This is a genomic window from Parasporobacterium paucivorans DSM 15970 (genome assembly GCF_900141895.1).
In the GTDB taxonomy this organism is placed as follows: domain Bacteria; phylum Bacillota; class Clostridia; order Lachnospirales; family Lachnospiraceae; genus Parasporobacterium; species Parasporobacterium paucivorans.
Genome location: NZ_FQYT01000018.1, coordinates 16,424 through 41,834, shown reverse-complemented (window position 1 = coordinate 41,834; position 25,411 = coordinate 16,424). Strand labels below are relative to the sequence as shown.

21 protein-coding genes, 1 pseudogene and 1 other annotated feature are annotated in these 25,411 nt (G+C 48.1%); of the genes and pseudogenes, 2 read left to right on the top strand and 20 right to left on the bottom strand.

What is annotated here, in order from left to right:
* Window position 1: 1 nt before the first annotated feature.
* The 7 genes and pseudogenes from pylSn to BUA79_RS08795 form a co-directional block, all read right to left on the bottom strand.
* Window positions 2–310: a pyrrolysine--tRNA(Pyl) ligase small subunit gene (gene pylSn / locus BUA79_RS08830; RefSeq protein ID WP_073994068.1), complete on the bottom strand. Its 309-nt coding sequence runs from the start codon at window positions 308–310 to the stop codon at window positions 2–4.
* 3 nt (window positions 311–313) lie between these two features.
* On the bottom strand, window positions 314–1,129 hold the full coding sequence (gene pylD, locus BUA79_RS08825) for a 3-methylornithyl-N6-L-lysine dehydrogenase PylD (RefSeq protein ID WP_143147899.1): 816 nt from the start codon (window positions 1,127–1,129) through the stop codon (window positions 314–316).
* Window positions 1,130–1,139: 10 nt separating this feature from the next.
* On the bottom strand, window positions 1,140–2,285 hold the full coding sequence (pylC, locus tag BUA79_RS08820; protein ID WP_073994066.1) for a 3-methylornithine--L-lysine ligase PylC: 1,146 nt from the start codon (window positions 2,283–2,285) through the stop codon (window positions 1,140–1,142).
* A gap of 30 nt (window positions 2,286–2,315) precedes the next feature.
* Window positions 2,316–3,389, bottom strand: a complete 1,074-nt coding sequence (pylB, locus tag BUA79_RS08815; RefSeq protein WP_094757395.1) for a methylornithine synthase PylB — start codon at window positions 3,387–3,389, stop codon at window positions 2,316–2,318.
* A gap of 17 nt (window positions 3,390–3,406) precedes the next feature.
* Window positions 3,407–5,971, bottom strand: coding sequence for an ASKHA domain-containing protein (locus tag BUA79_RS08810; protein ID WP_073994064.1), 2,565 nt, complete (start codon window positions 5,969–5,971; stop codon window positions 3,407–3,409).
* Window positions 5,972–6,290: 319 nt separating this feature from the next.
* Window positions 6,291–7,682: pseudogene (locus tag BUA79_RS12755) on the bottom strand (monomethylamine:corrinoid methyltransferase).
* 2 nt (window positions 7,683–7,684) lie between these two features.
* Window positions 7,685–8,347 (bottom strand): corrinoid protein, encoded by a 663-nt coding sequence (locus tag BUA79_RS08795; protein WP_073994062.1) that lies wholly within the window; start codon window positions 8,345–8,347, stop codon window positions 7,685–7,687.
* 452 nt (window positions 8,348–8,799) lie between these two features.
* On the opposite strand from BUA79_RS08795, the gene BUA79_RS08790 reads away from it, so the two are divergent.
* Together BUA79_RS08790 and BUA79_RS08785 are read left to right on the top strand one after the other, a co-directional pair.
* Entirely contained in the window at window positions 8,800–10,188 is a 1,389-nt protein-coding gene (locus tag BUA79_RS08790; RefSeq protein WP_073994061.1) for a uroporphyrinogen decarboxylase family protein, read from the top strand.
* Window positions 10,185–11,096, top strand: a complete 912-nt coding sequence (locus tag BUA79_RS08785; protein WP_073994060.1) for a CobW family GTP-binding protein — start codon at window positions 10,185–10,187, stop codon at window positions 11,094–11,096. The genes BUA79_RS08790 and BUA79_RS08785 overlap by 4 nt, the downstream gene beginning before the upstream one ends.
* 79 nt (window positions 11,097–11,175) lie before the next feature.
* Here the strand turns inward: BUA79_RS08785 and BUA79_RS08780 are convergent, their stop codons facing one another.
* The 13 genes from BUA79_RS08780 to trpE form a co-directional block, all read right to left on the bottom strand.
* Entirely contained in the window at window positions 11,176–12,558 is a 1,383-nt protein-coding gene (locus BUA79_RS08780; RefSeq protein WP_073994059.1) for an SLC13 family permease, read from the bottom strand.
* A gap of 34 nt (window positions 12,559–12,592) precedes the next feature.
* Window positions 12,593–13,087: a 4Fe-4S dicluster domain-containing protein gene (locus tag BUA79_RS08775; RefSeq protein ID WP_073994058.1), complete on the bottom strand. Its 495-nt coding sequence runs from the start codon at window positions 13,085–13,087 to the stop codon at window positions 12,593–12,595.
* Complete coding sequence (locus tag BUA79_RS08770) at window positions 13,088–15,241, bottom strand: molybdopterin-containing oxidoreductase family protein (protein ID WP_207647335.1); 2,154 nt, start codon at window positions 15,239–15,241, stop codon at window positions 13,088–13,090.
* The gene (locus tag BUA79_RS08765; protein WP_094757393.1) at window positions 15,241–16,515 is read right to left on the bottom strand and encodes an NAD(P)/FAD-dependent oxidoreductase; all 1,275 of its coding nucleotides are present in this window, start codon (window positions 16,513–16,515) and stop codon (window positions 15,241–15,243) included. Before BUA79_RS08765 ends, BUA79_RS08770 begins: the two co-directional genes overlap by 1 nt.
* A gap of 96 nt (window positions 16,516–16,611) precedes the next feature.
* Entirely contained in the window at window positions 16,612–17,310 is a 699-nt protein-coding gene (locus tag BUA79_RS08760; RefSeq protein ID WP_073994056.1) for a FadR/GntR family transcriptional regulator, read from the bottom strand.
* A gap of 212 nt (window positions 17,311–17,522) precedes the next feature.
* A complete protein-coding gene (gene trpA / locus BUA79_RS08755) occupies window positions 17,523–18,302 on the bottom strand; it encodes a tryptophan synthase subunit alpha (protein WP_073994055.1) in 780 nt (259 codons plus the stop codon).
* A complete protein-coding gene (gene trpB, locus BUA79_RS08750; protein ID WP_073994054.1) occupies window positions 18,295–19,479 on the bottom strand; it encodes a tryptophan synthase subunit beta in 1,185 nt (394 codons plus the stop codon). Before trpB ends, trpA begins: the two co-directional genes overlap by 8 nt.
* 30 nt (window positions 19,480–19,509) lie before the next feature.
* Window positions 19,510–20,526 carry a 3-deoxy-7-phosphoheptulonate synthase gene (gene aroF, locus BUA79_RS08745; protein ID WP_073994053.1) on the bottom strand — a complete coding sequence of 339 codons (1,017 nt, stop codon included), beginning with the start codon at window positions 20,524–20,526 and terminating at the stop codon, window positions 19,510–19,512.
* Complete coding sequence (locus BUA79_RS08740) at window positions 20,523–21,125, bottom strand: phosphoribosylanthranilate isomerase (protein WP_073994052.1); 603 nt, start codon at window positions 21,123–21,125, stop codon at window positions 20,523–20,525. Before BUA79_RS08740 ends, aroF begins: the two co-directional genes overlap by 4 nt.
* A 3-nt stretch (window positions 21,126–21,128) precedes the next feature.
* The gene (gene trpC / locus BUA79_RS08735; RefSeq protein WP_178138572.1) at window positions 21,129–21,905 is read right to left on the bottom strand and encodes an indole-3-glycerol phosphate synthase TrpC; all 777 of its coding nucleotides are present in this window, start codon (window positions 21,903–21,905) and stop codon (window positions 21,129–21,131) included.
* Window positions 21,906–21,918: 13 nt separating this feature from the next.
* Window positions 21,919–22,932, bottom strand: a complete 1,014-nt coding sequence (gene trpD / locus BUA79_RS08730) for an anthranilate phosphoribosyltransferase (protein ID WP_073994051.1) — start codon at window positions 22,930–22,932, stop codon at window positions 21,919–21,921.
* 21 nt (window positions 22,933–22,953) lie between these two features.
* Window positions 22,954–23,520 (bottom strand): anthranilate synthase component II, encoded by a 567-nt coding sequence (locus tag BUA79_RS08725; RefSeq protein WP_073994050.1) that lies wholly within the window; start codon window positions 23,518–23,520, stop codon window positions 22,954–22,956.
* A complete protein-coding gene (gene trpE / locus BUA79_RS08720; RefSeq protein WP_178138571.1) occupies window positions 23,521–24,993 on the bottom strand; it encodes an anthranilate synthase component I in 1,473 nt (490 codons plus the stop codon).
* A 55-nt stretch (window positions 24,994–25,048) separates the two neighbouring features.
* Window positions 25,049–25,300: a binding site (T-box leader), on the bottom strand.
* Window positions 25,301–25,411 lie beyond the last annotated feature (111 nt).

Here is a 25,411-nt window from a genome sequence, read left to right as displayed (position 1 = left end):
CCTATCTTCTGACATCTGAAAATACAGTCTGGGAATATTTCTCCAGCTTCCACTCCGGGATTTTACACTTTACGCAGGGTTTCCTGCACCATCGGTTACGCAGCCACCTGGCGCTCCGGCCATTTTTTGAATTCCACACCACGAAGGATTCTCCGCAGTGCGTGGTGATTATCATGGTGTTTCCCTTTGTCTCCACCGTTTTTACTCCATGAAGCACGCCGGTACGCGACGGCCATAATTTGATTTTATTAATCAGCTGGTACAAGCTCTGATTTTTATATAAATACCTTACAACTTTCTCATTAACCATGCCTTATTCCTCCAGCTGTTTCATGCAATCAAAATACATGGTGATAATCCCGAGTTCCAGGGGGTTATGTATCACGGTTGCCTTTCTTCCTGCTTCCTCCGTCGCCCCACACGGCATTCCCGGCGCAGCGACAATGGTCTCTTCCGTAACATCTTCCTCTTTGATCAGATCCGGCGAAGTGCTGGCATCAATCAGATATCTGTATTCTCGCAGCGGCGCAGGGGCGGACAGGAACACCGCATCTTCCAGTCCCGCGGCCAGCCTTGCTGCCTTATCCACATCTAGGTCGCAGATGACCGGGGATGCCTTCTGTTCTGCAATATATCCGGCCGCTGCCTGTCCCACCGGGCCGGCTCCTATGATCAGAATCGCTTCCCCCGCGGGGTCTATCCCCCGGGTCTTCATTGCTTCAACGAGCGCAGCGGCGTACCCCCTCCCGGTGGCTTCCCCATTATCTGAATGGGCTTTTTGGCCGATTCCGAATGCCGCACATACCTTGTCATCCGCAAGAAATGCCATTCCGCAGCCGGATAAATACGCCTGCTGCAGCCCGGCCACGTCTGTTTCCTCCGTTACAAGCGTTTCCACCTGGCAATGGTGAAGTATGGCTCCGACTGTCCGGGAAAAACCTGAAATCACTCCCAGTCCGCTGGTAACCGGCACCACTCCGGCCTTCCGCCTTTTTACCTTGCCGCTTATGCCTGCGGCTTTTCTTGCGATTGCCTCCATTGTATGCCCCGTTTGCCGGATAAACAGCTCTTCATATGTCTGAAGCTGCCTTTCGATCACGTCGATATCTGATTCCAGCAGTCTTGTCATGCCTTTCACCTCACCCTTCCGCCAGACGCCAGTTTGCCAGCCCTGTCTTTTCTTTCATATTCCTTATGAAGCTATGGAATTTCTCCATTGCAAGCTCCCTGCTCTTTCCTGTGACTATGATGATTCCCTTCCAGTCCCGGCTTCCCTCTTCATAATCCGTAACAGCCTCCGTGCATCCGAAAAAATCCTTATATATTCTCAGATGGCTGCAGGAGCCCATCATTTTTTCTCCCATCACCTGAATCTCTCCGCCGCGCACCTGTATCTGCTGGAGCAGACATACTTTCTGTGCCGGAAGAATCTTCACTTCATCTGCTCTGCCCAAAGCCAGGTCTGTCATCATCTCTACCAGATTCATTCCTGTTGAATGGTATATGCTGATAGGTGTCTGGCTGGGCAGTCTGGCATCGATTTCCAGCAGCTTCATTTTCCCTTTATGGCTGATGGCTTCAATGTCGAAGATCCCCTTGATTTTAAGGATGTCTGCCAGTTTTCGCCCGATTTCCAGCATCTGCCTCTCTTCTTCCGCATCCACCTCGGCCGGTGCGATTATTCTTTTACAGTCATGCCCGCCATCTACGACCACTTCCGTAATCAATGGAAAACAGAAATTTTCACCATCCCCGACTACCTCCAGGGATAGTATCCGGCCCTCCAGATACTCCTGGATTACCGTGCTTTTATCTGTATGGGCTTTCAGGTATTCTTCTGCCTCCCAGGGGAAGTCCGCTTTCTTCACATGCAAGCTTCCGCTCTCCCCGTCCGGTTTCAGTATGACCGGATAATCACACTCCGGATAAGTTCCGGGCACGGGCAAATGGTTTTCCACAAACAGATTATTGGATTTTTCCTTGGAACTGGAGATGCCATATGCCGTCAGATCAAAAATGACCTTCGTGCCGGTCCGGATTCCATATTCTTCCACTTTGGCAAGGACATCGTAATCCTCTATTACCGGCAGCACCACATCTGCCTTTAAGAACATGGGAAGCATCCGGTCTTCCTCATGGACATCCGCCACAACGAATTCATCTGCCAGGCCGGCACCCGGAGCCTGCGCGTTGTGATCGACAGCCACGACGTGGTAGCCGGCCTTTCCGGCCAGATACATCGCTTCCACCCCCTGCAGCTTTGCCCCAATAATCAAAATATTCATCCGCAATCACGCCCTTTCCCGGAAATCAAGTCAGCCGCACTTGATGCTTGACCATGTTTTACGGCATTTTCTCCTGTCAGCCACCCATTTTTCATATTCGCCAGCCGTTGCCTTCTCCATCCGGCATCTCCCCAGGGTCTCCTGAATCCCTTCCACTGTGCGGAATCCATCGTCAATATCATGCTCACAGCTTGCCACCCCGGCATATCCTTTTCTTGGGGGGATGATGGAGGTCACCACATTGGCTCCTGCCATCAGTCTTTTTTCAAGACCTTCCAGCCCCTCCACGTCCAGAGATGCCGGAATCAGTGCATCCGGAAAAAGGAGCCGCATCACTGCAATGTTCATCAGTTCATCCTCGAAAGGCGGATTTTCATCTCCCTCCAGGGGTGCGCCCTCCTGCGGGATGAAGGTCATGGTTCTTAACTGGGATGCCTGCAGCCTCCCCATTTCCCCGAACGAATGAGCTCTGTCATCCAGTGTGTCTCCCACTCCCGTCAGCAGCCCTTCTTCGATAAGCATTCCCAGATCCCTGGCATATGCTTTAATGAACATCCGCTCTTCATAGCTTTGTCCCAGCCGCAGAAGTTCAAAGAGGGACTTCCTGTGTGTCTCCTGGTACAGCGCATACCAGTCCGCACCCGCGTCCCGAATCAGCTTCAATCCTTCGGTGTCCAGAACCCCCGGCGATACCATCACAGGCAGACTGGTGGCTTCCTTTACTTCCTTGACGATTTGCGCCAGGCGCTTTGGATGCCCCGTATAATACGGGTCATCCCCGGTGGTCAGGTCGATCAGATGAATTCCGGATTCCCTTAATTCTTTTGCCGTTTCGACGACTTCTTCCAGCGTTTTACGGTAGCGGGGCGGATTCTCGTTGTCCTTTCTGTAATAGCAGAAAGAGCAGTCGTTTTTGCAATATGTAGAAAAATACACAAATCCATACAGAAATACTTTATTCCCGAATTCTGACTGTCGTGCTTCCCGTGCTGCCGCAAAAATCTGTTCCGTCTGTCTCTTGTCTGTCCGGCTTAGCAGATACACTATTTCCTCTTTTGATAATCTTGATCTTTTCCTGCATTTCTCCAGTATTTTCATCAGCATATGGCACATCTCCTTCTCTATAGCAGTTCCATCCGGTACAAAACAGGCACCGGCTGTATTGAATTATTTATACATGCATGGCCGATAAATTTTACGCCATGTTTTTCTGCCTCTTCAAACAGTATCTCCATATAGTCCCTTGCTCCATCCGTCCGAAACGGCCTGGCCAGCATAAATCCGGCCTTTTCCATGGAATAGGATGTTTTACCGCAAAGATGTATGACCGACTCTTTCAGGAACGGCTCCATCTCCTTGAAAAACCTCCGGTTCGCGCTTCCACTGAACTTCCTGTAAAAGCTTTCCCCCGCCAGCCCCATCACACCCGCCGGATCCGAATAGGATATGATTTTTATGCCATTTTCAACAGCTTTTTTTGCATAGGATGCAATTTCCCCTGCAATCAGATTCAGTGCCCTGTCCAACAGCTCTCCATGTTTCCGGCCAAAGCCGTAGAGGGAAACCGGGGATACCAGGCATCCCAATACAGAGAAGGGGCCCGGCAGATCCAGGAGGCCTTCCGGAAGGTTATCCCTTGAATTCTGAAGTATGATCGAATGCAGCAAGCTTCCGGAAATAAAATCACCTTCCTTCTCCAACAGACCTGCAGGATCCTTATACGGGTACTCCGGTGTTCCGGTATTCCCCTCCGGGGAATGGATCCCCGGGCAGGGAAATTCCACCGGCTTATTGGCTGTAAAGATGTCGGATTTATGCGGGATGAACATGGCCTGGGTAAACCGCTTGGAAAAACCGGCTTCCGATGCCGTATCGACAAATTCGACCATTCCGGCAACGGTTTTTGCCTCGGCCCTCTTCTCTGTACTCAGCAGGGCCATCCTTGCCCCGACACCTGCCGCATTCCCGGACACAGTGATATTTTTATAGGCACAATCCGGGAACAGCCCCAGATTGAGGGCGTTCTCCCTGTCAATGAAATTTCCGAAGGCGCCCGCCAGGACTACCTCATCCACACGGGCTATGCCGCATTGCATCATAAGGGTTTTGGCTCCTGCGTAGAGGGCCGCCTTTGCAAGCTGTACAGCCCGCACGTCAGCCATCGTGACGACAATGTCATGTTCAGAGGGGGTTTGCCTGAAATACAGGACATATTCCCTTTTCCCCTTCTCGTCTGTCCGTACCCGCCGGGAATTGACCCGGGAGGAAAACCGGCCGTCCGGCTCGATAATTCCCGTCGATGCCATCTGGGCTACCGCGTCCAGAATTCCCGATCCGCAGATGCCGGCCGGTACAGCCTGTCCCGTTTCTTCCCCGATTATTTTCAGCCGGGGCTCCAGCGTGACCGGGTGGATTTTTACGGCTTCGATGGCTCCTTTTGCCGCCCGCATTCCGCATTTGATCTGCGCCCCCTCCAGGGCAGGTCCCGTGGCACAGGATGTCGAGTATAGTTTCTCCCTGTTCCCAAGGCAGATTTCACTGTTCGTGCCGATGTCTATGATCAATTGCATCTTGTCCTGTTTGTAAGGCTCTTCTGCTATGAGCACTGCCACATTGTCCGCTCCCACAAATCCGGCTTCCGAGGGCAGGCAATGCACGTTCCCTCCCGGCATGATCCGGATGCCAAGATCCCTTGCAGGAATATCCAATGCCTCTGCTGCAGGGGAAACAAACGGGGATACACCCAGTGCGTCCGGTACGATTCCCAGGGCAATGCTCTCCATCACCGTATTGAACACCATGACCGCCTCGCATATTTCACTGGTCTGGATTCCCTGAGAGGAAGCCATATCCTGCAGGGTATCATTGAGCTGCTTCATCAGGATGTCCCGTAAAATGCCTGCCCCGTCAGGGTTGGTCATGCAGTATGATATCCTGGATATGACATCATCCCCATATCTTACCTGCGGGTTCATGAAAGACCCCGTCTGCAGCGTCCTCCCGCTGTTCAGGTCGCACAGATAAGCCACAACCGTCGTGGTTCCTACATCGATCGCAGCACCGTAGGTCTTTTCCGCCCTTCCCGGGGCCACGCCGATTATTTTCCTTCCATATAATATGTATATGGTAATCTTCCATCCGCCTTTCCGTATGGCTGCGGGCAGATCTCTCAGTGCGCATATATCAATAGATGGGTTTCCATCCACTTCCTTATAGGTCAGCAGGGAATCCTTTACCCGGGTCAGATCATCCCTTTTGTCCGACAGCGATGCCTTGTCCAGTTCCAGATAATACATTTTCACTGCCGGTTTTACAGATATTTCTTTCCCTTTTCCGTCTTCCAGTATTATCTGCGGCTGAATCTGGCTTTCGGCCGGGATTTCGACCACCATATCCCCCCCTATTTCTGCGGCGCATGCCAGACGGTATCCGGATGCAAGTTCCTCTTTCGAGAATTGTTTTCTTTCTTCCTGTGTCAGCGGGGACAGATGGCCCATGGAGGACCGGACCTGGTGCTTTTCAAAATAACCCTCGACTGCTTTTATCCTGCATTTTCCACAGGTTTTCCCGCCTCCGCAATAGACCGGTATATGGATTCCTGCTTCCCGGGCTGCCTCAAGTACGGTTTTCCCTTCCTGTATCTCCACCTTTGTTCCATATGGCTGAAATATGATTTTGCATAACATAGGCGCCTCCCTGAAAACACTATTTGCTGAAAATAAAAAGATGTCCATAAGTCAAAAACATACTGTGATTTCATTCTCAGGATGTTTCGGGCTTATAGGACACCTGTCCACTGACAATTATAATAACGAGCGAAGAGTCCGGGTGCCGCACCCGGCTGTACGGATTTAGAGTCCGTAAGATCACTGCGATCCACCCTCCGTATCAATCATCCGCTTTTGGCTAGGGATCCGGACCTGTGGGCTGCCCTGAGTCCACTGGCATGAAAATCCATAGCCGCCGGCAGATGAATATAATTTTAGTGATTATGCCTATTCGAAATTAATCATTCCAATATGTAAGGCCTAAATCAGTCATGACTTTCACGGCTTCATTGTAAACTCCGATGTATTCCTCCGTAGGACGGAGCTTCTTAGTATCATAGCACTCATGGAAGGTCTTTCCAGCCGGTGCGGTCTTGTAGTCGTTTTCATACATGGATACTAATTTATTCAGGAGTACGTTAGCTTCATGAACATCCATACCTGCTACTGCGTGGGCAACTTCTCCCATAAAGCGGGCTTCCATTGCCGTAAAGAGATCTGTAACAACTCCCTTGCCTGCAGCAACACCGGACAGAATTTCGCGTCCGCTGACCGTATCTGTTATCGCCTGTGCTGCTGTTTCCAGCAGACACATGAGAGTGCAGGGACCAGCCAGAGTATAATACTGATTGCCTAATATCAGATGTGAATTTTCTTCGATAGCCCGTGCTGCATGGCCTGCAACCGTAAGAGCCTCTCTCGCGGTTGTGATACCCCAACGGACGTGAACCGGTCCGTCAAGATGCCAGGTAGCTCGTAACATTACAAAAGAATTCAATGTCGTAGCGACGTCTACGATAGCGGTCTCTTCAAGACCACCGGCATATCCGCCAAAGATAGGCATCTGTTCTACCATCATGTTTACGCCTGCTGTAGTGTAATGTGCCGCAACAACCAACGCACCTACGTCGATTTTGAGCTCATTCAGCTGGGAAACCTCATGGGAATCAGATGGCCTCATACCGCCTTCGAAGTCAGCAGCTAAGACTCCGGCAGGACTTAATGATGTTTCGTTGCCCTACAAACCCATACCTTTACGTCCGGCTCTCATCTGTGCTTCACGCACCTGTAAGGCCTCCGAACGTACTGCCATGATTTCCCATGGAGAGCCAGGAACTGGATCCTTGCCCATGATAGTTTGCAATACACCATCTACGATAGTATCTATGATTGGTTCCTGTGCGTATGACTGGTGAATCGTCATAAACATTTCTTCTGAACAAGGAGACCCGGTAGGCCCTCCCTGGATAACAGGAGCTTTGGTTGAGTTAAATGGCCTTGGTACTACATTGATTGCCTCTTTATCCTCACCGTATCTGAAATGATCCGGGGCAGACTTGATGGCATGCAATACCTCGTCCCTTGAGTATTTGATTACACGTCCGGTATCGATGCAATAGACACCGCAATCCACAAGCATGTCCACACCTGCATTGAACAAGTTGTCAATCAGTTCCTTGTCTTCCGGAATGATGGTATTTTTATCCATCTTAATTCCGTATTTCTTCTTCAACGCTTTGGCCGTCTGGGGAATCAGCTTAAAATCCCAGTCTTTTTCTTCCATCTTAGGCCCCGTTTTCGCACGGTCATATACGTCAAAAACTGTTACTCCTTTTGCGATTGCTTCCATAATCAGGCACCTCTCTTCGTTTTTATTAGTTCCTTTGCCACAGTTACTGCTTCCGCTGCCGTATCGGAGTATCCATCTGCTCCGATTTCAGCACACCATTTTGCAGATACGGGAGCTCCGCCAAACATGACGATATATTTATCACGGATTCCGTCTTCCTTAAGCAGATTGACAATATCTCTCTGGGATGCCATTGTCGTTGTCATAAGAGCGGAACCACAGATAATATCAACCCCATTTGCTTCTGCCTCCTTGATTACTGTCGTAACAGGCACGTCACGACCCAGGTCGATTACCTCAAAGTTGTTGGCAGCAAACATCGTCTTAACGATGTTCTTTCCTATATCATGGATATCCCCTTCCACTGTGTGGATAAGGACTTTTCCACTGGAAGCCCTGCTTTTCTCTTCGGCAGTTAAGGCCCCCGTCAGAATTTCCACGGCTGTTTCAAAGGCTTCTGAAGCCATCATCAGGTCGGGCACAAACGCCTCCCCTTCATCGAACATTGCACTCATTATCGCCATACCATCGGATAGTCCGACACTGATACATTCCAATGGATCGAGTCCGGCTTCCATTGCTTCATTGGCAGCCTCTTGTGCCAAATCCGGATCCATGTCTACAATAGAATCTTTCAATTTAGCATAAATTTCTTCTTTGCCCATTTTTTTCCTCCTGATCACCATTCGTATTGACAGCTTATATTCATAGCACACACTGACTTGCTTCCTATCTCGTACCACCTGCAGGTATCGACTCGTAGATTCACAAGTCTTTAAATAAAAAAACAGAGGCCGCACTTATATGCGACCTCTTCGTCCTTTTACACTATTCTATACGAAATTCTCCACTTGTCAATGGGTGGAATCTATGCACCCGATTATATGATACAAATTTTGGTTTGAGAAGATACAATTTTGGTTTTTTTTACAGATACAATTTCTGCCTGTCCGATCGGATATTGTATCCTGAAAAATCTAACGAATTGTATCTTCCCAATTTCCTCCGCAGCTTTTATAATTCACTCATCTTAAGAAATCAAATACAATACACGAGCAGAGACGCTTCCATTATTCAGGAGGCGTCTCTATTATTTTATCAAAGGAGGATATGTACAATGGGAAAAGAATTATTAATGAAGGTATTGAATCATGAAGACACCGGGGGACAGCTCCCATGGGTACCCTTTGCGGGAGTACATGCAGGAAAGCTGAAAGGATATTCCGGAAAGGAAGTCCTGACAGATGCATCCAAATTAATCGAGAGCCTGCGCGAGGTGCACAAGCTGTATGAACCGGACGGAATGCCTATCGTCTTTGATCTGCAGCTGGAAGCGGAAATCCTGGGATGTGATTTACTGTGGGCCGACTACAACCCGCCTAGTGTAATTACCCACCTGTATGATAAGGAAAAAGGAATTCCCTGCAAATGCAAATTCCCAACTCCGGAAAGCGGACGTATTCCTATTGTACTGGAAGCCATGCGGGTCATGAAGGAAGAAGTCGGTGACGACACCGCGCTTTATGGATTAATCACAGGACCTTTAACCCTGGCCTCCCACCTGCGTGGCAGTGACGTCTTTAAAGACATGCGAAAAGACCCTGAATACGTAAAGATGCTTGCTTCTTTCTGTGCCGAGTATGCCCAGAAAATGGCTGAATTATACATCGATGCAGGAATGGATGTCATTGCAGTGGTAGATCCCCTGGTCAGCCAGATTGCTCCAAAGGTATTTTCCAACCTGTTCCATGATTCGTTTAAGGCTGTTTTCGATTTCATACGCATGAAAGGCGTCAAGTCTTCCTTCTTCGTCTGCGGAAATGCTTCTTATCAGATCGAAGTAATGTGCGAAACAGGTCCGGATTCCATGGCTGTGGATGAAAACGTGGATATGGTTCCAGCAAAAGCCACCACAGACAAATACAACATCGCCCTGAGCGGCAACATTCCCCTGACCACCACCATGCTGTTCGGTACCCAGCAGGATAATATGAAGGGTGTCCTGGACCTGATGGATAGTCTCGAAAACAAGAAGAACCTGATCATCAGCCCCGGCTGCGATATGCCTTACGATACCCCTATGGAGAATACGGTCGCCTGTGCGATGACCGTCCATAATCCGGAGGAAGCCCGGGCAATGGTTGTCAACTATTCCGCAACCAGTTTCGATGATATTGAAGTTGAGATCCCTGATTATGCAAACACGGATAAGGTCCTGATCGAATTGTTCACGCTGGATCCTGAGCAGTGCGCGGCCTGCACCTATATGGTAAAAAGTGTTACGGATATCTACGATGAAATCAAGGATATCGCCGATTACGTGGTATATAAATATTTCATCAAGGAAGATATTGCCAGAACCGCTAAAATGGGACTGACCAACCTTCCGACCATGTGCATCGACGGAGAGAGCGTCTATATTTCCATCATCCCGGACAGAGACGAGCTGATCCAGCAGCTGACCACACGCTATAATGCAAAAAAAGGAAAGCATGGTGAATTATGATCCAAATGATTCTCCTTACAGGGTTTTTGGGGGCGGGCAAGACCACGCTCCTGAACCACCTGTATGATTATTTCGACGGCACCAAAATGGGCGTCATTGTAAATGAATTTGGTGAAATCAATATTGACGCACGTCTGCTGAAGAAGGACGGGGTTACCATCTCCGAATTATCCAACGGATCCATATTTTGTGCCTGCATCAAGGAGAATTTTATAAAATCCCTGATCGAGATGTCTTCTTATGACATTGAATATCTGTTTATTGAGGCATCCGGGCTGGCTGATCCCAGCAATATGGACCAGATCCTTTGCACCATTGGGGGTCAGACCCCACATCCTTATCATTATGCCGGATCCGTCTGCGTGCTGGACGGGGAAGCCTTTATGGAACTGTACAATCTTCTTCCGGCTGTCCGAAATCAGCTGGTTTATGCCGGGGCGGTTGTTGTAAATAAAGAAGATTTGATTTCTCCGGCTGTCAGGGAGGAAATCCAGGCCGAAATCCGTTCTGTCAATCCGGATGCAACGGTTTATTTTACAAGCTTCTGCAACGTAGATGTCCGGGAGCTGATCCAGCAGATAAACCCCTCCGGGGTGCAGGGTGGGGAAAGCAGTAATACGGTTGAAAGCAGACCCCAGACTTTCGTGGTCAAGGTCCTTCCGTCCATAACGATGGAGGAATTCAAGGATTTCCTTCACTATATCTCTCCTTTTACATATCGCATCAAGGGTTTTGTAACGGTCGGAAGCCACTCCTATTCCGTAAGCGGCGTGCGTACCCATATAATGATCCTTCCCTGGTCCAGTGAGATTCCAGCTTCTGAAATCGTGCTGATCTCCGCCGTGGGCATCGGCCTGACCGGAGCCCTGGCAAACGGCCTAAAGACTAACCCCTCTTTGGGGGTCTGACCCCCGTTGACATAATACCAAAAAAAGCAGGCTCTGCCTGCTTTTTTTGTACTCCCGCTCTTTGTGATTTTCTACCTGATCAGAGCACAATCGCCATAATAATAACCATAACGATCGTCCAAACGATCGACAATGGCACTCCTGCTTTTGGGAGATCTTTCATCGTATAATATCCACTGGCATATGTTACTGCAAAAACCGGATCAAGCGGCAGCAGGAAGGCTGCATTTATTGCATAAGCTACCGGGAGCACGAGTGCCGCAACCGGGATACCTGCAGTCGGCGCAAATATTGCAATGACCGGAATCAGAATCGCTACAAGGGACGGATTTACCGGAACCAGCAGATGCATATAAATCGTCAGAAGTACAGCTACGGCAATCAAAATCAGAGGATTCATCTCCTTAAATGGAGACAGCACGGATTCAGCCAGCCATTTTGCCGCACCGGTCTGAAAGATTGTAAGAGCCAACGCTGTGGATCCACAGATCAGCATGATGATGTTCCAGTTGATTGCTTTCTTGAAGCCTTCTGCATTCAGTATCTCAATCTTAGGCAGGAAGAAAATTCCGCATGCAATTATGGCCGAAACAGGCATCGGAATATCTGTTACGAACCAGGAAAGGATTAACAGCGCAAATATTACCATAAACGAAATCTCTTTATATTTCAGTTTTCCCAGTTCCTTTACCTGTGCGTCCATATTAATGCTTACAAGTTCTTTGACTTCTGGTTTAAAAATTGCCACGATGGCAAAATAGGCAATCGGGGTCATGATGACCGCAAAGGGTATGCCCCATTTTACCCAGTCTAAAAACGTGATCGGCGTTCCGCTGATTTCTGAGGCAAGAGCCAAAGCCTGGTAATTCGGCAATGCACCAGCCGGTGTTCCAGCTCCTCCAATCGATATGGCAATAGGGATACCGATCAGCATTGACTTGGCAAAATTGCTTTCCTTGGGTTTCATATTATTTTCCTGAAAAATCTTGAGCATCAGCGGAACCATCATGGCAGAAAGGGCCAGATTCGCGATAACCAGGGAGATAAGAGACGTAACACACATACTCAGCAGCAGCATCCGTTTCGGCCTGTTCTTGGATGCCTTTAGCAACAGCACGACAATTCTGTTTCCCAGACCGGTATCCAGCAGAGCCTGGCCGATGATAAAGCAGGAAATACAGAAGAAAGTTGTCAGAGGCATAAAATTTGCAGCCATCTGTGGAGGTGTCGCCGTTTTGATAATAACCATCAGCACGGCAAAAAGCAGGGAGGCCGGCCCCATCGGTATCACTTCCGTAATCCATACGATCAATGCACAGATCATGAGCGCAATGGACTTCTGTCCTTCAATAGTCAGCCCCTGTGGCGTCGGTAAATTACTAAGTACAAAATAAAGAACGATGGTAATAATAACAATAATTGCATTGCGAGTACTGCTCGATTCTGTTTTTTTAACAGACATATCGTTTACCCCTCTTTCAAGTTTTTGTCCCTTATCACTTCGTGATCTTTCGTATTAACTGTGCTCTTTTCTGCTCTTCCAAATTTTCCTGTGTATCAAACTTCAACGCTCCGGTAGGACAGACACGTACACAGGCCGGTTCAAGACCATTTTCTACCCTTATGGCGCACCCGTCACACTTTCTGAGCCTCCCTTCCTGATCAAATTTGGGAGCCCCATATGGGCAGGCCACCGCACAGCTGTGACAACCGATACACAGGCTTTCTTCGACTACCGTCAGCCCATTCCCGTCTTTCCTCAATGCCCCCGTCGGACATCCCGTTATGCAAGGGGCATCTTCACAATGCATGCAGGCCATAGACAGGTACTCTCTCTTGCCCTTCGCCGTGTAGCAGGAATCTATGGGTGTAATCTGGCGGAAAGGTCTGTCGATTATGACGTCCGTGTCATTTTGATCCATGCATGCCACGACACAGGCAAAACATCCCACGCATCTGTCCAGATCCAAATCAAAATATTTCTCTGCCATCTACTTTTCCCCCTTTTTCACTTTTTCGACATTTCCCAGGAATGAATTGAATCCCGGAAAACCGGAGATCGGGTCACGATAGGTATAAGGCAAAAGACCGTTCACCTGTATGTCCGGATAGCCGTGATACACAAAGACCACACCCTCAAGAGCTATCTCCGTGACGTTTGCCTTGATAAAGATCTCCCCGTGAGGTGTGAAAATCCGAATGTCATCGTGCTGTTCAATTCCTAATCGTTTTGCATCTTCCGGGTTTATGTCTGCTGCGGCCACCGGACGCATGGCTGCTGTCCAGGGGAGCCGGAATGTCCTTGAATGCAGATACATTGGAAGCCGTCCACCCGTATTAATGATAAAAGGATAATCTCTTGCGATCTTCGGATCCCGCTGCGGACTGCTGACGGGATAAAGAAACTTCGGTAGAGCATCAATCCCCTCGATTTGGTCATATTTTTTTAGGATTCCTGAAGCAAACTCCATTTTCCCGCTTGGTGTTTTAAATCTGCTCTTTTTATATTTCTCAAATTCAGGGGCTTTTAAGAATGGAGCCATGAATCCTGACTCATGTTCTAGTGCCGATTTCATCGTTATTCCGGAAGGTTCCAATATCCAATTCAGATTCTCCTCATATCCTTTTGGCATAAGCTCATCATCAATATCAAGCCTTTTTGCCAGTTCAAAAACAATATCCAGATCTGTCTTCGATTCAAACAATGGCTCAATCGCAGGTTTTGTGTGGATGCAGTATCCATTTCCATATGACTTGAATTCTCCCCTTTCAACAGAAGTGCACACAGGAAGGATTATATCGGCATAGTTGCAGGTTTCCGTCTTAAAGATATCGATATTCACGAAAAAGTCCAGCTTTCTAAGGGCTTCTTTCATATGCTTTGTATCATTCCACATTTTCCGGTTCATTCCAAATCCAAGCACCGCCCTGATTGGATACGGATCCTCCGAAATAATCTGATCCGGAAGAAACATCGCCTGGGCCTCATTCGTCATCTCGCACCAGACAGGTACTTTATCCGCTCCCACCCGTGGCGCCATGTCGGCCGGGTCCTTAAAATGCATATAGGCCTCCTGATTCGTCGGAAATCCGGATGTGGATTCCAGATACGAATAGGTATTCATAATGTTTCCGCCTGCTTTGTCAAATTTTCCAGTGAGTCCGGAAAGCATGAATACCGCCCGGTAATTTTGAACCCCGTTGGTATGATGTACGACGGATGCAGAACTCGGGAGAATGGCTCCCGTCTTTGAACCGGCATAAGCCCTGGCTGCCTCCGCCATTAATTCTGCCGGTATGCCTGTAATCTGTTCGACCGCTTCCGGTGTATATTCTTTTACATATTCCGCGTAGTCCTCGAACCCAGCCGTCCACTCTTTTATAAACTCTTTGTCATGTAATTCTTCGGAAATAATCACATTTGCCATGCCAAGCGCGAGAGCTCCATCCGTACCCGGTTTGATCCTTAGGTGGATGTCTGCGATTTCTGCAATCGGAGAAAGCCTTGGATCGATAACTATGATTTTCGTGCCGCTGTCCTTGAGTTTGAAGATTGTCGAGGCCATCGGCGTGTTTGTATACAAAGGATTATTGCTCCATACCATAAGGCAGTCCGTAGACGCCATATGCGGGGTGCAAAAGCTTCCGCACAGAAGCTTCCAGGCAATATACGTAGCCTTGAAGCAGGTGCTTGACTCGGTGCAGTAGTTCGGGCTTCCGAAGGCCTGCGCAAGACGCTGGACATAGGGCCGCATCCATTTTGAATATCCAACAAAAAAGGATACAGCTTCAGGTCCAAAATCTATTTTATATCCGTTCAGCTTTTCAGCAATCAGCGAATATGCTTCCTCCCAGGATATCGGCACAAAGTCGTCCGTCCCTTTAGGTCCGACGCGTTTCATCGGCGTCTGAAGCCTGTCCGGACTATAGACATACTGCCGCGTTGCAGCTCCCTTTGAGCAAAGGGTGCCGCGGCTGACAGGATGTTCCTTCATTCCTTCTACCTTAATTATTTCTCCATCCTTCACATACAGATCAAATCCGCAGTGGGAATTGGGATTACAGATCGAACATATCGATTTTTTAACCTCGATACCAGTTTCTTTGCAGGGAATTTTTCCCTTCAACAGTTTTTCTTTGTCCATCATTTCCCCTCCCCTAAGATTGTTTCCAACCATGGATATTCTGAAAACGCCTGATTCAAGATAAGGCTGCTTCCCTGCAATTTTTCCGGTACGATTCCTTCATTCGTTTCGAGGACCTTCACAAAATAGTTTTTCAGTATCCCCGATACTTCCGGCATGTTCAGAAGATTCATTCCGCACAGCCGTTTTCCCTGAAAGCAGAAGGCAGCATATTTATCCCCTTCCTTATTTTCGGTCATTCGGTCACCAGAATGCATATCTCCCGCGCTCATAAACTCCATGTCAAAAAAATGTGTGGTATTATGCGGGATATTTCCTGGATATTTTTCCAGCTGTCCAGCCATATTCCGACCAGCTGTCCGGCCCTGATATCTGGCATTGGCCAGAAGTCCGATTATCTGATTCTCCCCGGTCAGCATATTCCTTCCCTGAGCCACATCCCCTGCTGCATAGACGTCCGATACGCTTGTCCTCATATATTCATCTACAAGGATACCTCGGTCGACCGAAATTTCATTTCTGTCCAGAAACCCAACACGGGGTCTGACCCCCACGCACATAATGACAAGATCGGTACTAATTAAATCCGCATATCCTGACAGCTGTACGACGGCACCATCTGAAGATTTTTGGATTTTCTCGATTGCATGATTAAAATAAAGGTCTATCTGCTTATTTCTGAGTCTTTCCTCAATCTCAACAGAACAGTTTTCGTGTGCTGCCAGCGAAAAAATATGAGGCGCCAGATCGACAAAACTGACATTGCTTCCTCGATTTGCCAGCATTTCCGCCATTTTCACCCCTACCATAGAGGCTCCGGCTATCACTGCATTTTTAACCGGTCTCGTTAACCTTTCTTCCAGAGCCTGCATTTCCTCCACAGTCCGCAACGTAAAGACCAGATCTTCCACTTCACAGTGAATCTTCGGTTTAATCGTTTCTGCTCCTGAGCAAATCAGGCATTTGTCATAGTGGATCTTTTCCCCGTTTGCATTGGTTACAGATTTTTTTTTAGTATCCAGCTCAATAACGGGCGACCCCATATGCATGTTTACGTCATATTCCCGTGCAAAATCTTCTGATTTTCCAAATGGAAACAATTCATTAAATTCAACTTTCCCTGACAGATAATAGCTTGTCAGCATAGGATTGAAGCCAAGCCATCCGGTATCAGAAAGCAAATGGATTTCGCCAGAAAAACCACTGCTTCTCATAGACATGATGCTTTCTGCCGCTGCATATCCACTCCCTATCACTACATTGACTGTACCCAAAATTACACCTCCCCTTTCGTATTTTTAAAACCCGACTTACATGTCAGCTTGTGTTGTTATATGCTTATCAGGTTATCATACATGTTCGGATAAATTTTATAAGGCTTCGAAAGCCAGGCCCACATTCTGCACATGTTTCATCATGGCTTTAAATGCCTTCTCCTCGTCATGGTCCTTAATAGCCAGGTAAATTTCATAATGTTCAGAGACCGTATCGTCTATCCTGTTGTCTACCTTAAGGACAACCTTTCGATTATCTTTTTCAATCTGTTTCGTTAAATTGAAGATATTCAAAATATAAGGATTTCTTACGATTTCCATTAATATAAGATGAAATTCCATGGAAAGTTGTTCAACGGTATTCTGCGAATTTCTTTTTTTCAAGGCTTCTTTCATCTGTTCAATGTTCCTGCCCAGACGCTCTATGTCTTCATCTGTTGCCTTTTTTGCAGCCAGACTGGCTACCGCCGGCTCCAGAATCATGTTATATTCCTGGACCAGCTGAAATCTGTTTTTGTAATTTTCCAGCATGTCTAGCGGATCAAGTGGTGTTTCGACCTGCTGTGTCGTACCGGTAATCACTGCTACTTTGCCTCTGGCCGTACGGATACAGCCGATTGCCTCTAATACAACCAGCGCTTCACGTACTGTGGAACGGCCGACTCCAACCATCTGCGCAAGCTCATCCACAGACGGAAGAGGGTCTCCGATCTTCAGCTCTCCCTTATCAATCAGATACTTGACCTGATCGACCACTTGTTCATATAGTTTTTTCTCTTTTACGTGTTTAAACATGTCTTCCCCCAAGTGGCAGTGTTGTTAAAGTTTGCTGATAACCTTACACCTTTATTTATAAAATATCACACTAATACACAAAAATCAATCTATATTCTCTGCCATTTATCCTCCGGCTTCTGCTTCACGACAAAAAAATCGGCGAAGCTTTTCGCAGGAGCCCTTAATCCCCTGTTGACCAGCTCCCCCCGATTTTCTCACCGTCCAGAAGGTCAGGAAATATCTCTCACCGCGTCTTTCATTTCCCTTACGTACCGGGCTATATACGGAACGCATTCTTCTCCGTGCTGTGCACATAATTTCACGATGGCAGATCCTACAATGACCCCATCTGCACATTCCGCCATCTTGCGGGCCTGCTCCGGCGTGGAGATGCCAAAGCCAACGGCACAGGGGATATCTTTCTGTTCTTTCACTTTTTTGACCATTGCCCCGATGTCGGTGGTGATCTCACTTCTGCTTCCCGTAACTCCCAGCGAAGACACGCAGTACACGAATCCGTTTGCTTCTTTTGCGATCATCCCGATTCTGGACTCGGATGTGGGCGCAATCAGGGAGACCAGGTCTATGTCATATTTTTTGCATAAGCCATCAAATTCTGCCTTTTCCTCAAAGGGTATGTCCGGGAGGATCAGTCCGTCCATTCCGATTTCTCTGCAGGTACGGATGAACCGTTCCGCTCCATAGGAAAAAACCACATTTGCATATGTCATGAATACCATGGGCACCCGGACTGTTTTCCTTAATCTTCTGACCATTTCGAATATTTTATCGGTTGTGACGCCGCCGGAAAGCGCCCGTATATTGGCTTCCTGTATGACGGGGCCTTCCGCCGTCGGGTCTGAAAACGGGATGCCCAGCTCAATTAAATCCGCTCCGGCTTTTTCCATTTCGATGACGGATTTTTCTGTTATTTCCAGGGACGGATCCCCACAGGTAATAAATGCGATGAACGCCTTTCCATTTTCAAACGCTTTTCTGATATTACTCATATAAATCCTCCCCTCTGTAGCGCGCGATGGCAGCACAGTCCTTATCGCCCCTTCCGGAGAGATTGATTACGATTATCGTGTCCTTGTCCATTCCCGGTGCAACCTTCATGGCATGGGCCACGGCATGGGCACTTTCGATTGCCGGTATGATGCCTTCCATTCTGGATAAGTATTCAAAGGCGCCTACTGCCTCGTCGTCTGTCACGGCCACATACTCTGCCCTCCCGACGTCATGCAGATGAGCGTGCTCCGGGCCGATTCCCGGATAATCAAGTCCGGCCGAAATGGAGTATACCGGAGCAATCTGGCCGAATTCATCCTGGCAAAAATAGGATTTCATTCCGTGGAAGATTCCCACTCTGCCCGTGCTGATGGTCGCTGCCGTTTCCGGAGTATCGATGCCCCTGCCGGCCGCCTCGCACCCGATCAGCCTTACTTCCCTGTCCGGAATGAAATCATAAAATGCACCGATTGCATTGGAACCGCCTCCCACACACGCCATGACCACATCCGGCAGCCTTCCTTCCATTTCAAGCATCTGTTCCCGGATTTCCCTGCCTATGACAGCCTGAAAATCCCGCACCATCTCCGGAAAAGGATAGGGTCCCATCACGGATCCCAGGACATAGTGGGTATCATCAATCCTTGAGGTCCATTCACGGAAGGTTTCCGATACGGCATCCTTCAGCGTAGCCGTGCCGGCATCCACCGGATGTACTTTGGCGCCAAGCAGCCTCATCCGGTACACGTTCAGCGCCTGTCTTTCGCAGTCTTCCCGTCCCATGAATATTTCGCATTCCATTCCCATCATGGCTGCCACCGTCGCTGTGGCGACCCCGTGCTGGCCGGCTCCGGTTTCCGCAATGACCCTTGTCTTGCCCATACGTTTCGCCAGCAGCATCTGTCCTATTACGTTGTTGATTTTGTGGGATCCGGTATGGTTCAAGTCTTCCCTCTTCAGATATATCTTTGGGCCGCCCAGGTTCTCAGTCATCCGCTTTGCATAGTAAAGGCGGCTTGGCCTGCCGGCATACTCGTTGAGCATTTCCGATAATTCCCTTTTAAATTCAGGATCATCCTTATATTTCTCATAGGCTTCCTTTAACTCCAGCATTGCATTCATCAGTGTTTCCGGAATATACTGCCCGCCATGGATTCCAAATCTTCCTTTTGACATATTTATTCACCTTCCAAATCTTTATTTTTATTAACCGAATATTTTGCCTTCAAATTCCACGCGCCTTTTTATGTCCTGCATAAGACTGTCGAACTGCAGCAGATCCAGGGACTGTGCCCCATCGCAAAGAGCCTGGGCCGGATCATTGTGCGTTTCTATCATAAGCCCGTCGACACCGACTGCTACAGCCGCCTTTGACAGCGGGGGCACGAGGGAGCGGATCCCAGAGGCATGACTTGGGTCGATTATGACTGGCAGGTAGGACTCTTTCTTTAAAAGCGGGACAGCCGAAACGTCCAATGTATTTCTGGTCATTGTTTCAATGGTGCGGATGCCGCGCTCACAGAGTATGATATTCTCATTTCCCCCGGCCATGATGTATTCTGCGCTCATGAGGAATTCTTCTATGGTATTGTTCAATCCTCTTTTTAAAAGAACCGGTTTCCTGCAGTGACCCACTTCTTTCAGCAAATCAAAGTTCTGCATGTTTCTGGCACCAATCTGAATGATATCCACATCATCGAAATTTTCCAGCTGCCTGATATTTGTCATTTCCGTGATTATCGGCAGTCCCGTTTCCTTCTTGGCAATCGATAATAGTTTTAAGCCGTCTTCCTGAAGACCCTGAAAGGAATACGGGGATGAACGGGGTTTGTATGCGCCTCCCCGCAGAATGGTTGCTCCGCTTTTCTTGACTGCTTTGGCCACCTCTATGATCTGCTCCTCGCTTTCCACGGAACATGGCCCCGAAATGACCTGAAAATGGCCCTCACCGAATATCACGTTGCCAATCTCCACGTTTTTATTTTCTGCATGGAATGACCGGTTTACCAGTTTGTAAGGCTCCGAAACCCTCGTACCGCTCCGTATGATATTATGGGTCTCAACGATATTGTGGGGATCCAGAGAGCTGGTGTTCCCAATCAGTCCGATTGCTGTCATCTGTGTGCCCGGGCAATATATGGTCTGGAACCCGAGCTTTTCGAATTCATCCCTGAATTCTCTTACCTGCGCTTCATTGACACCTGGATTTAATATAAACATCATAACCGCACCCGCCTCACAATCTCTTCCATTTTTTCTCTGTCTTTTCTGCCATCCGTTTCTACACCGCTGCTTACATCCAGGCAATAGGCTTTCGTTTCCATTGCCTTATCAATATTTTCCATCGATATGCCGCCTGCCAGGAAAAATGGCTTTCCAATGTCTCCCAGGATGCTCCAGTCAAAGCTTTTTCCTGTCCCACCGTATACGTCCTTCCGGTAGGTGTCCAGAAGCAGAAAATCAACAGACAGTTTTTCTGCATTTCTGATATCCTCCATATCCCTGACCCTGACGGCTTTGATGATTTTTGCGTCCGTCCTCTGGCGCAGATCCTGAATATATTCTTCCGTCTCGTCCCCGTGCAGCTGTATAATCTGAGTGATTCCCTTGTTGCAGATTTCTGCAATTTTTTCCGCGTTTTCATTCACAAAAACACCCACAGCCTCAATCTCCGGATCCAGAAGTTTTCGGAAGGCTTCCGCCTGCTCCACGCTCACCTGCCTTCTGCTCTTGGCAAAAACGAATCCCGCGTAGTGGGGTCTGACCCCATTTGTGTATATTACATCTTCTTCACGACATAATCCGCATATTTTTATCTTCATGGCTTAACCCCGCAATTCCTCTAACGCCTTAATTTTATCAGGTTTCCTCATGAGTGTCTCCCCAATCAGCACACCATGGATTCCCTCCTTCTTCAGCATCTGCACATCCTCTTTAGTCTGTATTCCGCTCTCCGCAACGAACAAAACGGGGTCAGGCACCATCCTGTGCAACCGGACGCTATTGTTGATGTCAACCGTGAAGTCCCGAAGATCCCGGTTGTTTACGCCGATGATCCGCGCTCCTGCATCCAGCGCCCTTTGGACCTCATCCTCATCATGGGCTTCCACAAGCACCGACATCCCCAGGGAGTCTGCCAGTTCCATATACTCCCTTAGCTGCTTGTCGGTCAATATGGCGCAAATTAAAAGTATAATGTCTGCACCCATTTTCTTTGCCTCGTAAATCATATATTCATCCACTACAAAATCCTTTCGAAGTACCGGGATACTGACCGCCTTCTTGATTTCCTCCAGATACCGGTCTTTTCCCTGAAAGAAATAGGGCTCCGTAAGTACGGAAATGGCTGCCGCGCCCGCCTTTTCATATTCCTTTGCAATATCCAGATAAGGAAATTCGGATGCTATCAGGCCTTTGGATGGAGAAGCCTTCTTTACCTCGCAGATAAAACTGATTTCTTTGTTTTTCAGCGCCTCTTCAAATGGGAACTTCCTGTCCCTCGGCAGCTTTTCAACCTCTTCCATCAGCCTCTCCAATGGATATGTTTCTTTAAGTCCGGCAACTCTTTCCTTTGTTTTATCGTTGATTTCGTCCAGTATCATTTCTTTTCCTCCATCAGTCATAACTATTTGTAAGGGCAATCACACGGTTTAATGTCTCCATGGCTTTTCCTGAATTAATCATTTCCCTTGCTTCCCGAATTCCTTCTTCCATGCTGACGCCTTTGGTTATATGAAGCGCCGCTCCTGCGTTTAGGCACACTGCATCTGCTTTTGGCCCCTTCAGTTCTCCCATCAAAATCCCTCTTGTGTACCCGGCATTTTCTTCCGGGCTTCCGCCTTCCAGATCCTTCTTCAGGCATCGTTTCATACCAAACTGTTCCGGTGTGATTTCATAGGATGTAAATGTCCCATCCTGGATTTCACACACAACGGTCGGACCGCAGAGAGAAATCTCATCCATTCCGTCCCGTCCATATACCACCATTCCTCTTCTTACACCGAGATTGGAAAGGACCCTGGCAAGCGGTTCCACCAGTTTTTCCTCATATACTCCAAGCAGCTGAAACTTTGGACCTGCCGGGTTGGACAGTGGTCCCATAATGTTGAATATAGTCGGTATCCTGATTTCCTTGCGGACGCTTCCTACAAACCGCATGGCGCTGTGGTATTTCTGGGCAAACAAAAATGCAAAATTTGTCTCCTTCAGTACTTCCAGGCTTTCTTCGGGCTCCAGATCCAGCCTCACTCCCATCATTTCCAGAACATCCGCGGTTCCGCATTTGCTGGAGGCCGCCCGGTTTCCATGTTTTGCCACCTTTACCCCAGCGGCGGCGGCTATCAGTGCTGATATGGTGGAAATGTTGATGCTGTGGGAGCAGTCTCCTCCGGTACCTACAATATCCAGCACTTCCAGATTATGTTCCAGTTTCAGGCAGTGGCTTCGCATAGAGCTGGCGCTTGCCGTGATTTCCTCAATTGTTTCACCCTTCATATGCATGGCCGTGAGATAGGCGCTCTTCTGGGCATCCGTTGCCTCTCCCTTCATTATTTCGTCCATGACGGCGACAGCCGCTTCATACGCAAGATTTTCTCTATTTGAAAGCTTTAAGATTGCTTCTGTAATCATGGTATTGATCTCCTTTCTGATCTATTGGTTCAGGAAGTTCCGGATTATCTGTTCCCCGGATTCCGTCAATATGGACTCCGGATGGAACTGCAATCCAAAAATCTTATCTTCCACATGTGACACCGCCATTACTTCTCCGTCTTCCGTCCTCGCAATAATTCTCAGACAGGCCGGGATGCTGGATTCTTCAGCGGCCAGAGAATGGTATCTTGCCACACTAATTGTATCTTCAAGGTCTTGAAATATCGGATCAAGGTTGTCGATCCGGGCCTGCGACTGCTTTCCATGCTGCAATTCTTTTGCATATATGATTTTTGCTCCGAAGACTTCGCATATTGCCTGATGACCAAGGCACACGCCGAGGATGGGAACCTTTCCCTGAAAATAGGCAATTGCCTCTTCACAGATCCCGGCGTCAGCAGGCCTCCCCGGTCCCGGCGACAGAATAATGTGTGTGGGTGCTTCTTTTTCTATTTCTTCACAGGTCATGGCATCATTCCGGATTATCCGGATGTCCGGATTCAGGTTGCCGACGATCTGCACCAGGTTGTACGAAAAACTATCATAATTGTCTATTATCAGTACCATCTATTTTCCCTCCTCTGCCGCCCGCAGTGCTTTCACAACCGCAGCGGCCTTATTTATGCACTCTTCATATTCTTTTTCCGGAACGCTGTCGGCTACAATCCCTGCCCCGGAACGGACGAATACTTTCCCGTTCTTCTTATATGCAATCCGTATGCCGATGCAGGTATCCATATTTCCGGCAAAATCAATATAGCCGATTGCCCCGCCGTAAATTCCCCTCTTATTGTTTTCCAGTTCATTGATGATCTGGCATGCCCTGAATTTTGGGGCCCCGGAAAGGGTTCCTGCCGGGAGCACGGCGGCTATGGCATCCAGTGCGTCATATTCTTTTTTGATCTGCCCCTGTACAGTGGAGCCGATATGCATAACATGGGAATATCGTTCCACTTCCATATACTTTTCCACCTTTACACTTCCATATTCGCTGATCTTTCCGAGATCGTTGCGGCCAAGGTCCACCAGCATATTATGCTCGGCGCGTTCTTTTTCGTCTGCCAGCAGTTCCTTCTCCAGTTTTCGGTCTTCTTCCTCATCTTTCCCTCTGGGACGTGTCCCCGCCAGCGGAAAGGTGTGGAGCACTCCGTCTTCCAGCTTCACCAGAGTCTCGGGAGAAGCCCCGGCCACCTCAATGTCATCCCCACTCAGGTAAAACATGTACGGCGAAGGGTTCATGAGCCGCAAGTTCCGATACGTCTGGAACAGGCTTCCTTCCATCTCAGCCTCCAGCCGGTTCGACAATACCACCTGGAAGATATCCCCTTCATAAATATATTTTTTCGCCTTTTCCACCATCTGCATGTACTGCTCTTTGTCAAATAAGGTTTTGAATTCTCCAACAAGCTTTGCTTTTGGTATAGGGATGACCTCTCCTTCCAAAATCAATTTTTCCATTGCTTCCAGCTCTTCTTTTGCTTTCTTTAAGCTGTCTTCTGCATTTTTCAGACATACGTTTACAATCAGCATTATCTTCTGCTTCAGGTTATCAAATACGATCACCTTATCAAAAAGCATCAGATCTATATCTTTAAAGTTTTCTTCGTCCACTGCATCCAGCACAAGCTTTGGTTCGCTGTATTTTATAAAGTCATAAGAGAAATATCCTACCAGTCCTCCGGTAAAGGTGGGTAACCCCTTGATTCTCGGGCTTTTATATTCTGCGAGTATGTTGCGGATGACGCGGATAGGATCTGCCTTTTCCATTATTTCGGTTTTCTGTTCCTTCAGATCCCGGATGGTTACGGTATCACCGACCGCTGTTATGGCCAGGGTCGGGTCAAATCCGATAAATGTATACCGACCCCATCTCTCCTGTTTCTCCATACTTTCCAGCAGATAACAGTGCCGGCTCCGGTTTTTCAATTTTTCGAGAAGACGGATCGGCGTCGTTATGTCCGCCATCAGTTCCCTGGTAACCGGGACGTAGTTGCAGGTGTCTGCATATTTCTTTATTTCTTCCAATTCTGTTTTATACATTTGTATTCCTCCTTCAGTCTGCAAAAATACAATAAAAAAAGCCCGTCCTTAATTTCTTAAGGACGGGCTGTAGTTATACTAAGCTCGCGGTACCACCTAAATTGATGCAATGCATCCACTCTATTATGTACTGTCATACATATTCCCTTGGTAACGGGCGGAAATCCCGTCGGGCATTACTCAGCAGAAGCCTTTCTTCCCAACCTTATGAGTCCATTCACTAAGTTTCTGTCTGCTGCAATCTCATCACCTGCAACTCTCTGTATTTCGATTGAACTTAGCTACTCTTCTCAATCATCGGTTTAACGATATATATTTTTCCTAATGATACACTCTTGTATCTATCCTGTCAAGATGTTTTAAAAGCAGGGGGGTCTGACCCCGCACGCCAGTGTGGGGTCAGACCCCCCCTCTTCCT

Bases quoted from the DNA above. Each gene is read 5' to 3' on its own strand.
- pylSn (WP_073994068.1), bottom strand. From the start codon at position 310: ATGGTTAATGAGAAAGTTGTAAGGTATTTATATAAAAATCAGAGCTTG.
- pylD (WP_143147899.1), bottom strand. From the start codon at position 1,129: ATGACAAGACTGCTGGAATCAGATATCGACGTGATCGAAAGGCAGCTT.
- pylC (WP_073994066.1), bottom strand. From the start codon at position 2,285: ATGAATATTTTGATTATTGGGGCAAAGCTGCAGGGGGTGGAAGCGATG.
- pylB (WP_094757395.1), bottom strand. From the start codon at position 3,389: ATGCTGATGAAAATACTGGAGAAATGCAGGAAAAGATCAAGATTATCA.
- BUA79_RS08810 (WP_073994064.1), bottom strand. From the start codon at position 5,971: ATGTTATGCAAAATCATATTTCAGCCATATGGAACAAAGGTGGAGATA.
- BUA79_RS08795 (WP_073994062.1), bottom strand. From the start codon at position 8,347: ATGGGCAAAGAAGAAATTTATGCTAAATTGAAAGATTCTATTGTAGAC.
- BUA79_RS08790 (WP_073994061.1), top strand. From the start codon at position 8,800: ATGGGAAAAGAATTATTAATGAAGGTATTGAATCATGAAGACACCGGG.
- BUA79_RS08785 (WP_073994060.1), top strand. From the start codon at position 10,185: ATGATCCAAATGATTCTCCTTACAGGGTTTTTGGGGGCGGGCAAGACC.
- BUA79_RS08780 (WP_073994059.1), bottom strand. From the start codon at position 12,558: ATGTCTGTTAAAAAAACAGAATCGAGCAGTACTCGCAATGCAATTATT.
- BUA79_RS08775 (WP_073994058.1), bottom strand. From the start codon at position 13,087: ATGGCAGAGAAATATTTTGATTTGGATCTGGACAGATGCGTGGGATGT.
- BUA79_RS08770 (WP_207647335.1), bottom strand. From the start codon at position 15,241: ATGGACAAAGAAAAACTGTTGAAGGGAAAAATTCCCTGCAAAGAAACT.
- BUA79_RS08760 (WP_073994056.1), bottom strand. From the start codon at position 17,310: ATGTTTAAACACGTAAAAGAGAAAAAACTATATGAACAAGTGGTCGAT.
- trpA (WP_073994055.1), bottom strand. From the start codon at position 18,302: ATGAGTAATATCAGAAAAGCGTTTGAAAATGGAAAGGCGTTCATCGCA.
- trpB (WP_073994054.1), bottom strand. From the start codon at position 19,479: ATGTCAAAAGGAAGATTTGGAATCCATGGCGGGCAGTATATTCCGGAA.
- aroF (WP_073994053.1), bottom strand. From the start codon at position 20,526: ATGATGTTTATATTAAATCCAGGTGTCAATGAAGCGCAGGTAAGAGAA.
- BUA79_RS08740 (WP_073994052.1), bottom strand. From the start codon at position 21,125: ATGAAGATAAAAATATGCGGATTATGTCGTGAAGAAGATGTAATATAC.
- trpC (WP_178138572.1), bottom strand. From the start codon at position 21,905: ATGATACTGGACGAAATCAACGATAAAACAAAGGAAAGAGTTGCCGGA.
- trpD (WP_073994051.1), bottom strand. From the start codon at position 22,932: ATGATTACAGAAGCAATCTTAAAGCTTTCAAATAGAGAAAATCTTGCG.
- BUA79_RS08725 (WP_073994050.1), bottom strand. From the start codon at position 23,520: ATGGTACTGATAATAGACAATTATGATAGTTTTTCGTACAACCTGGTG.
- trpE (WP_178138571.1), bottom strand. From the start codon at position 24,993: ATGTATAAAACAGAATTGGAAGAAATAAAGAAATATGCAGACACCTGC.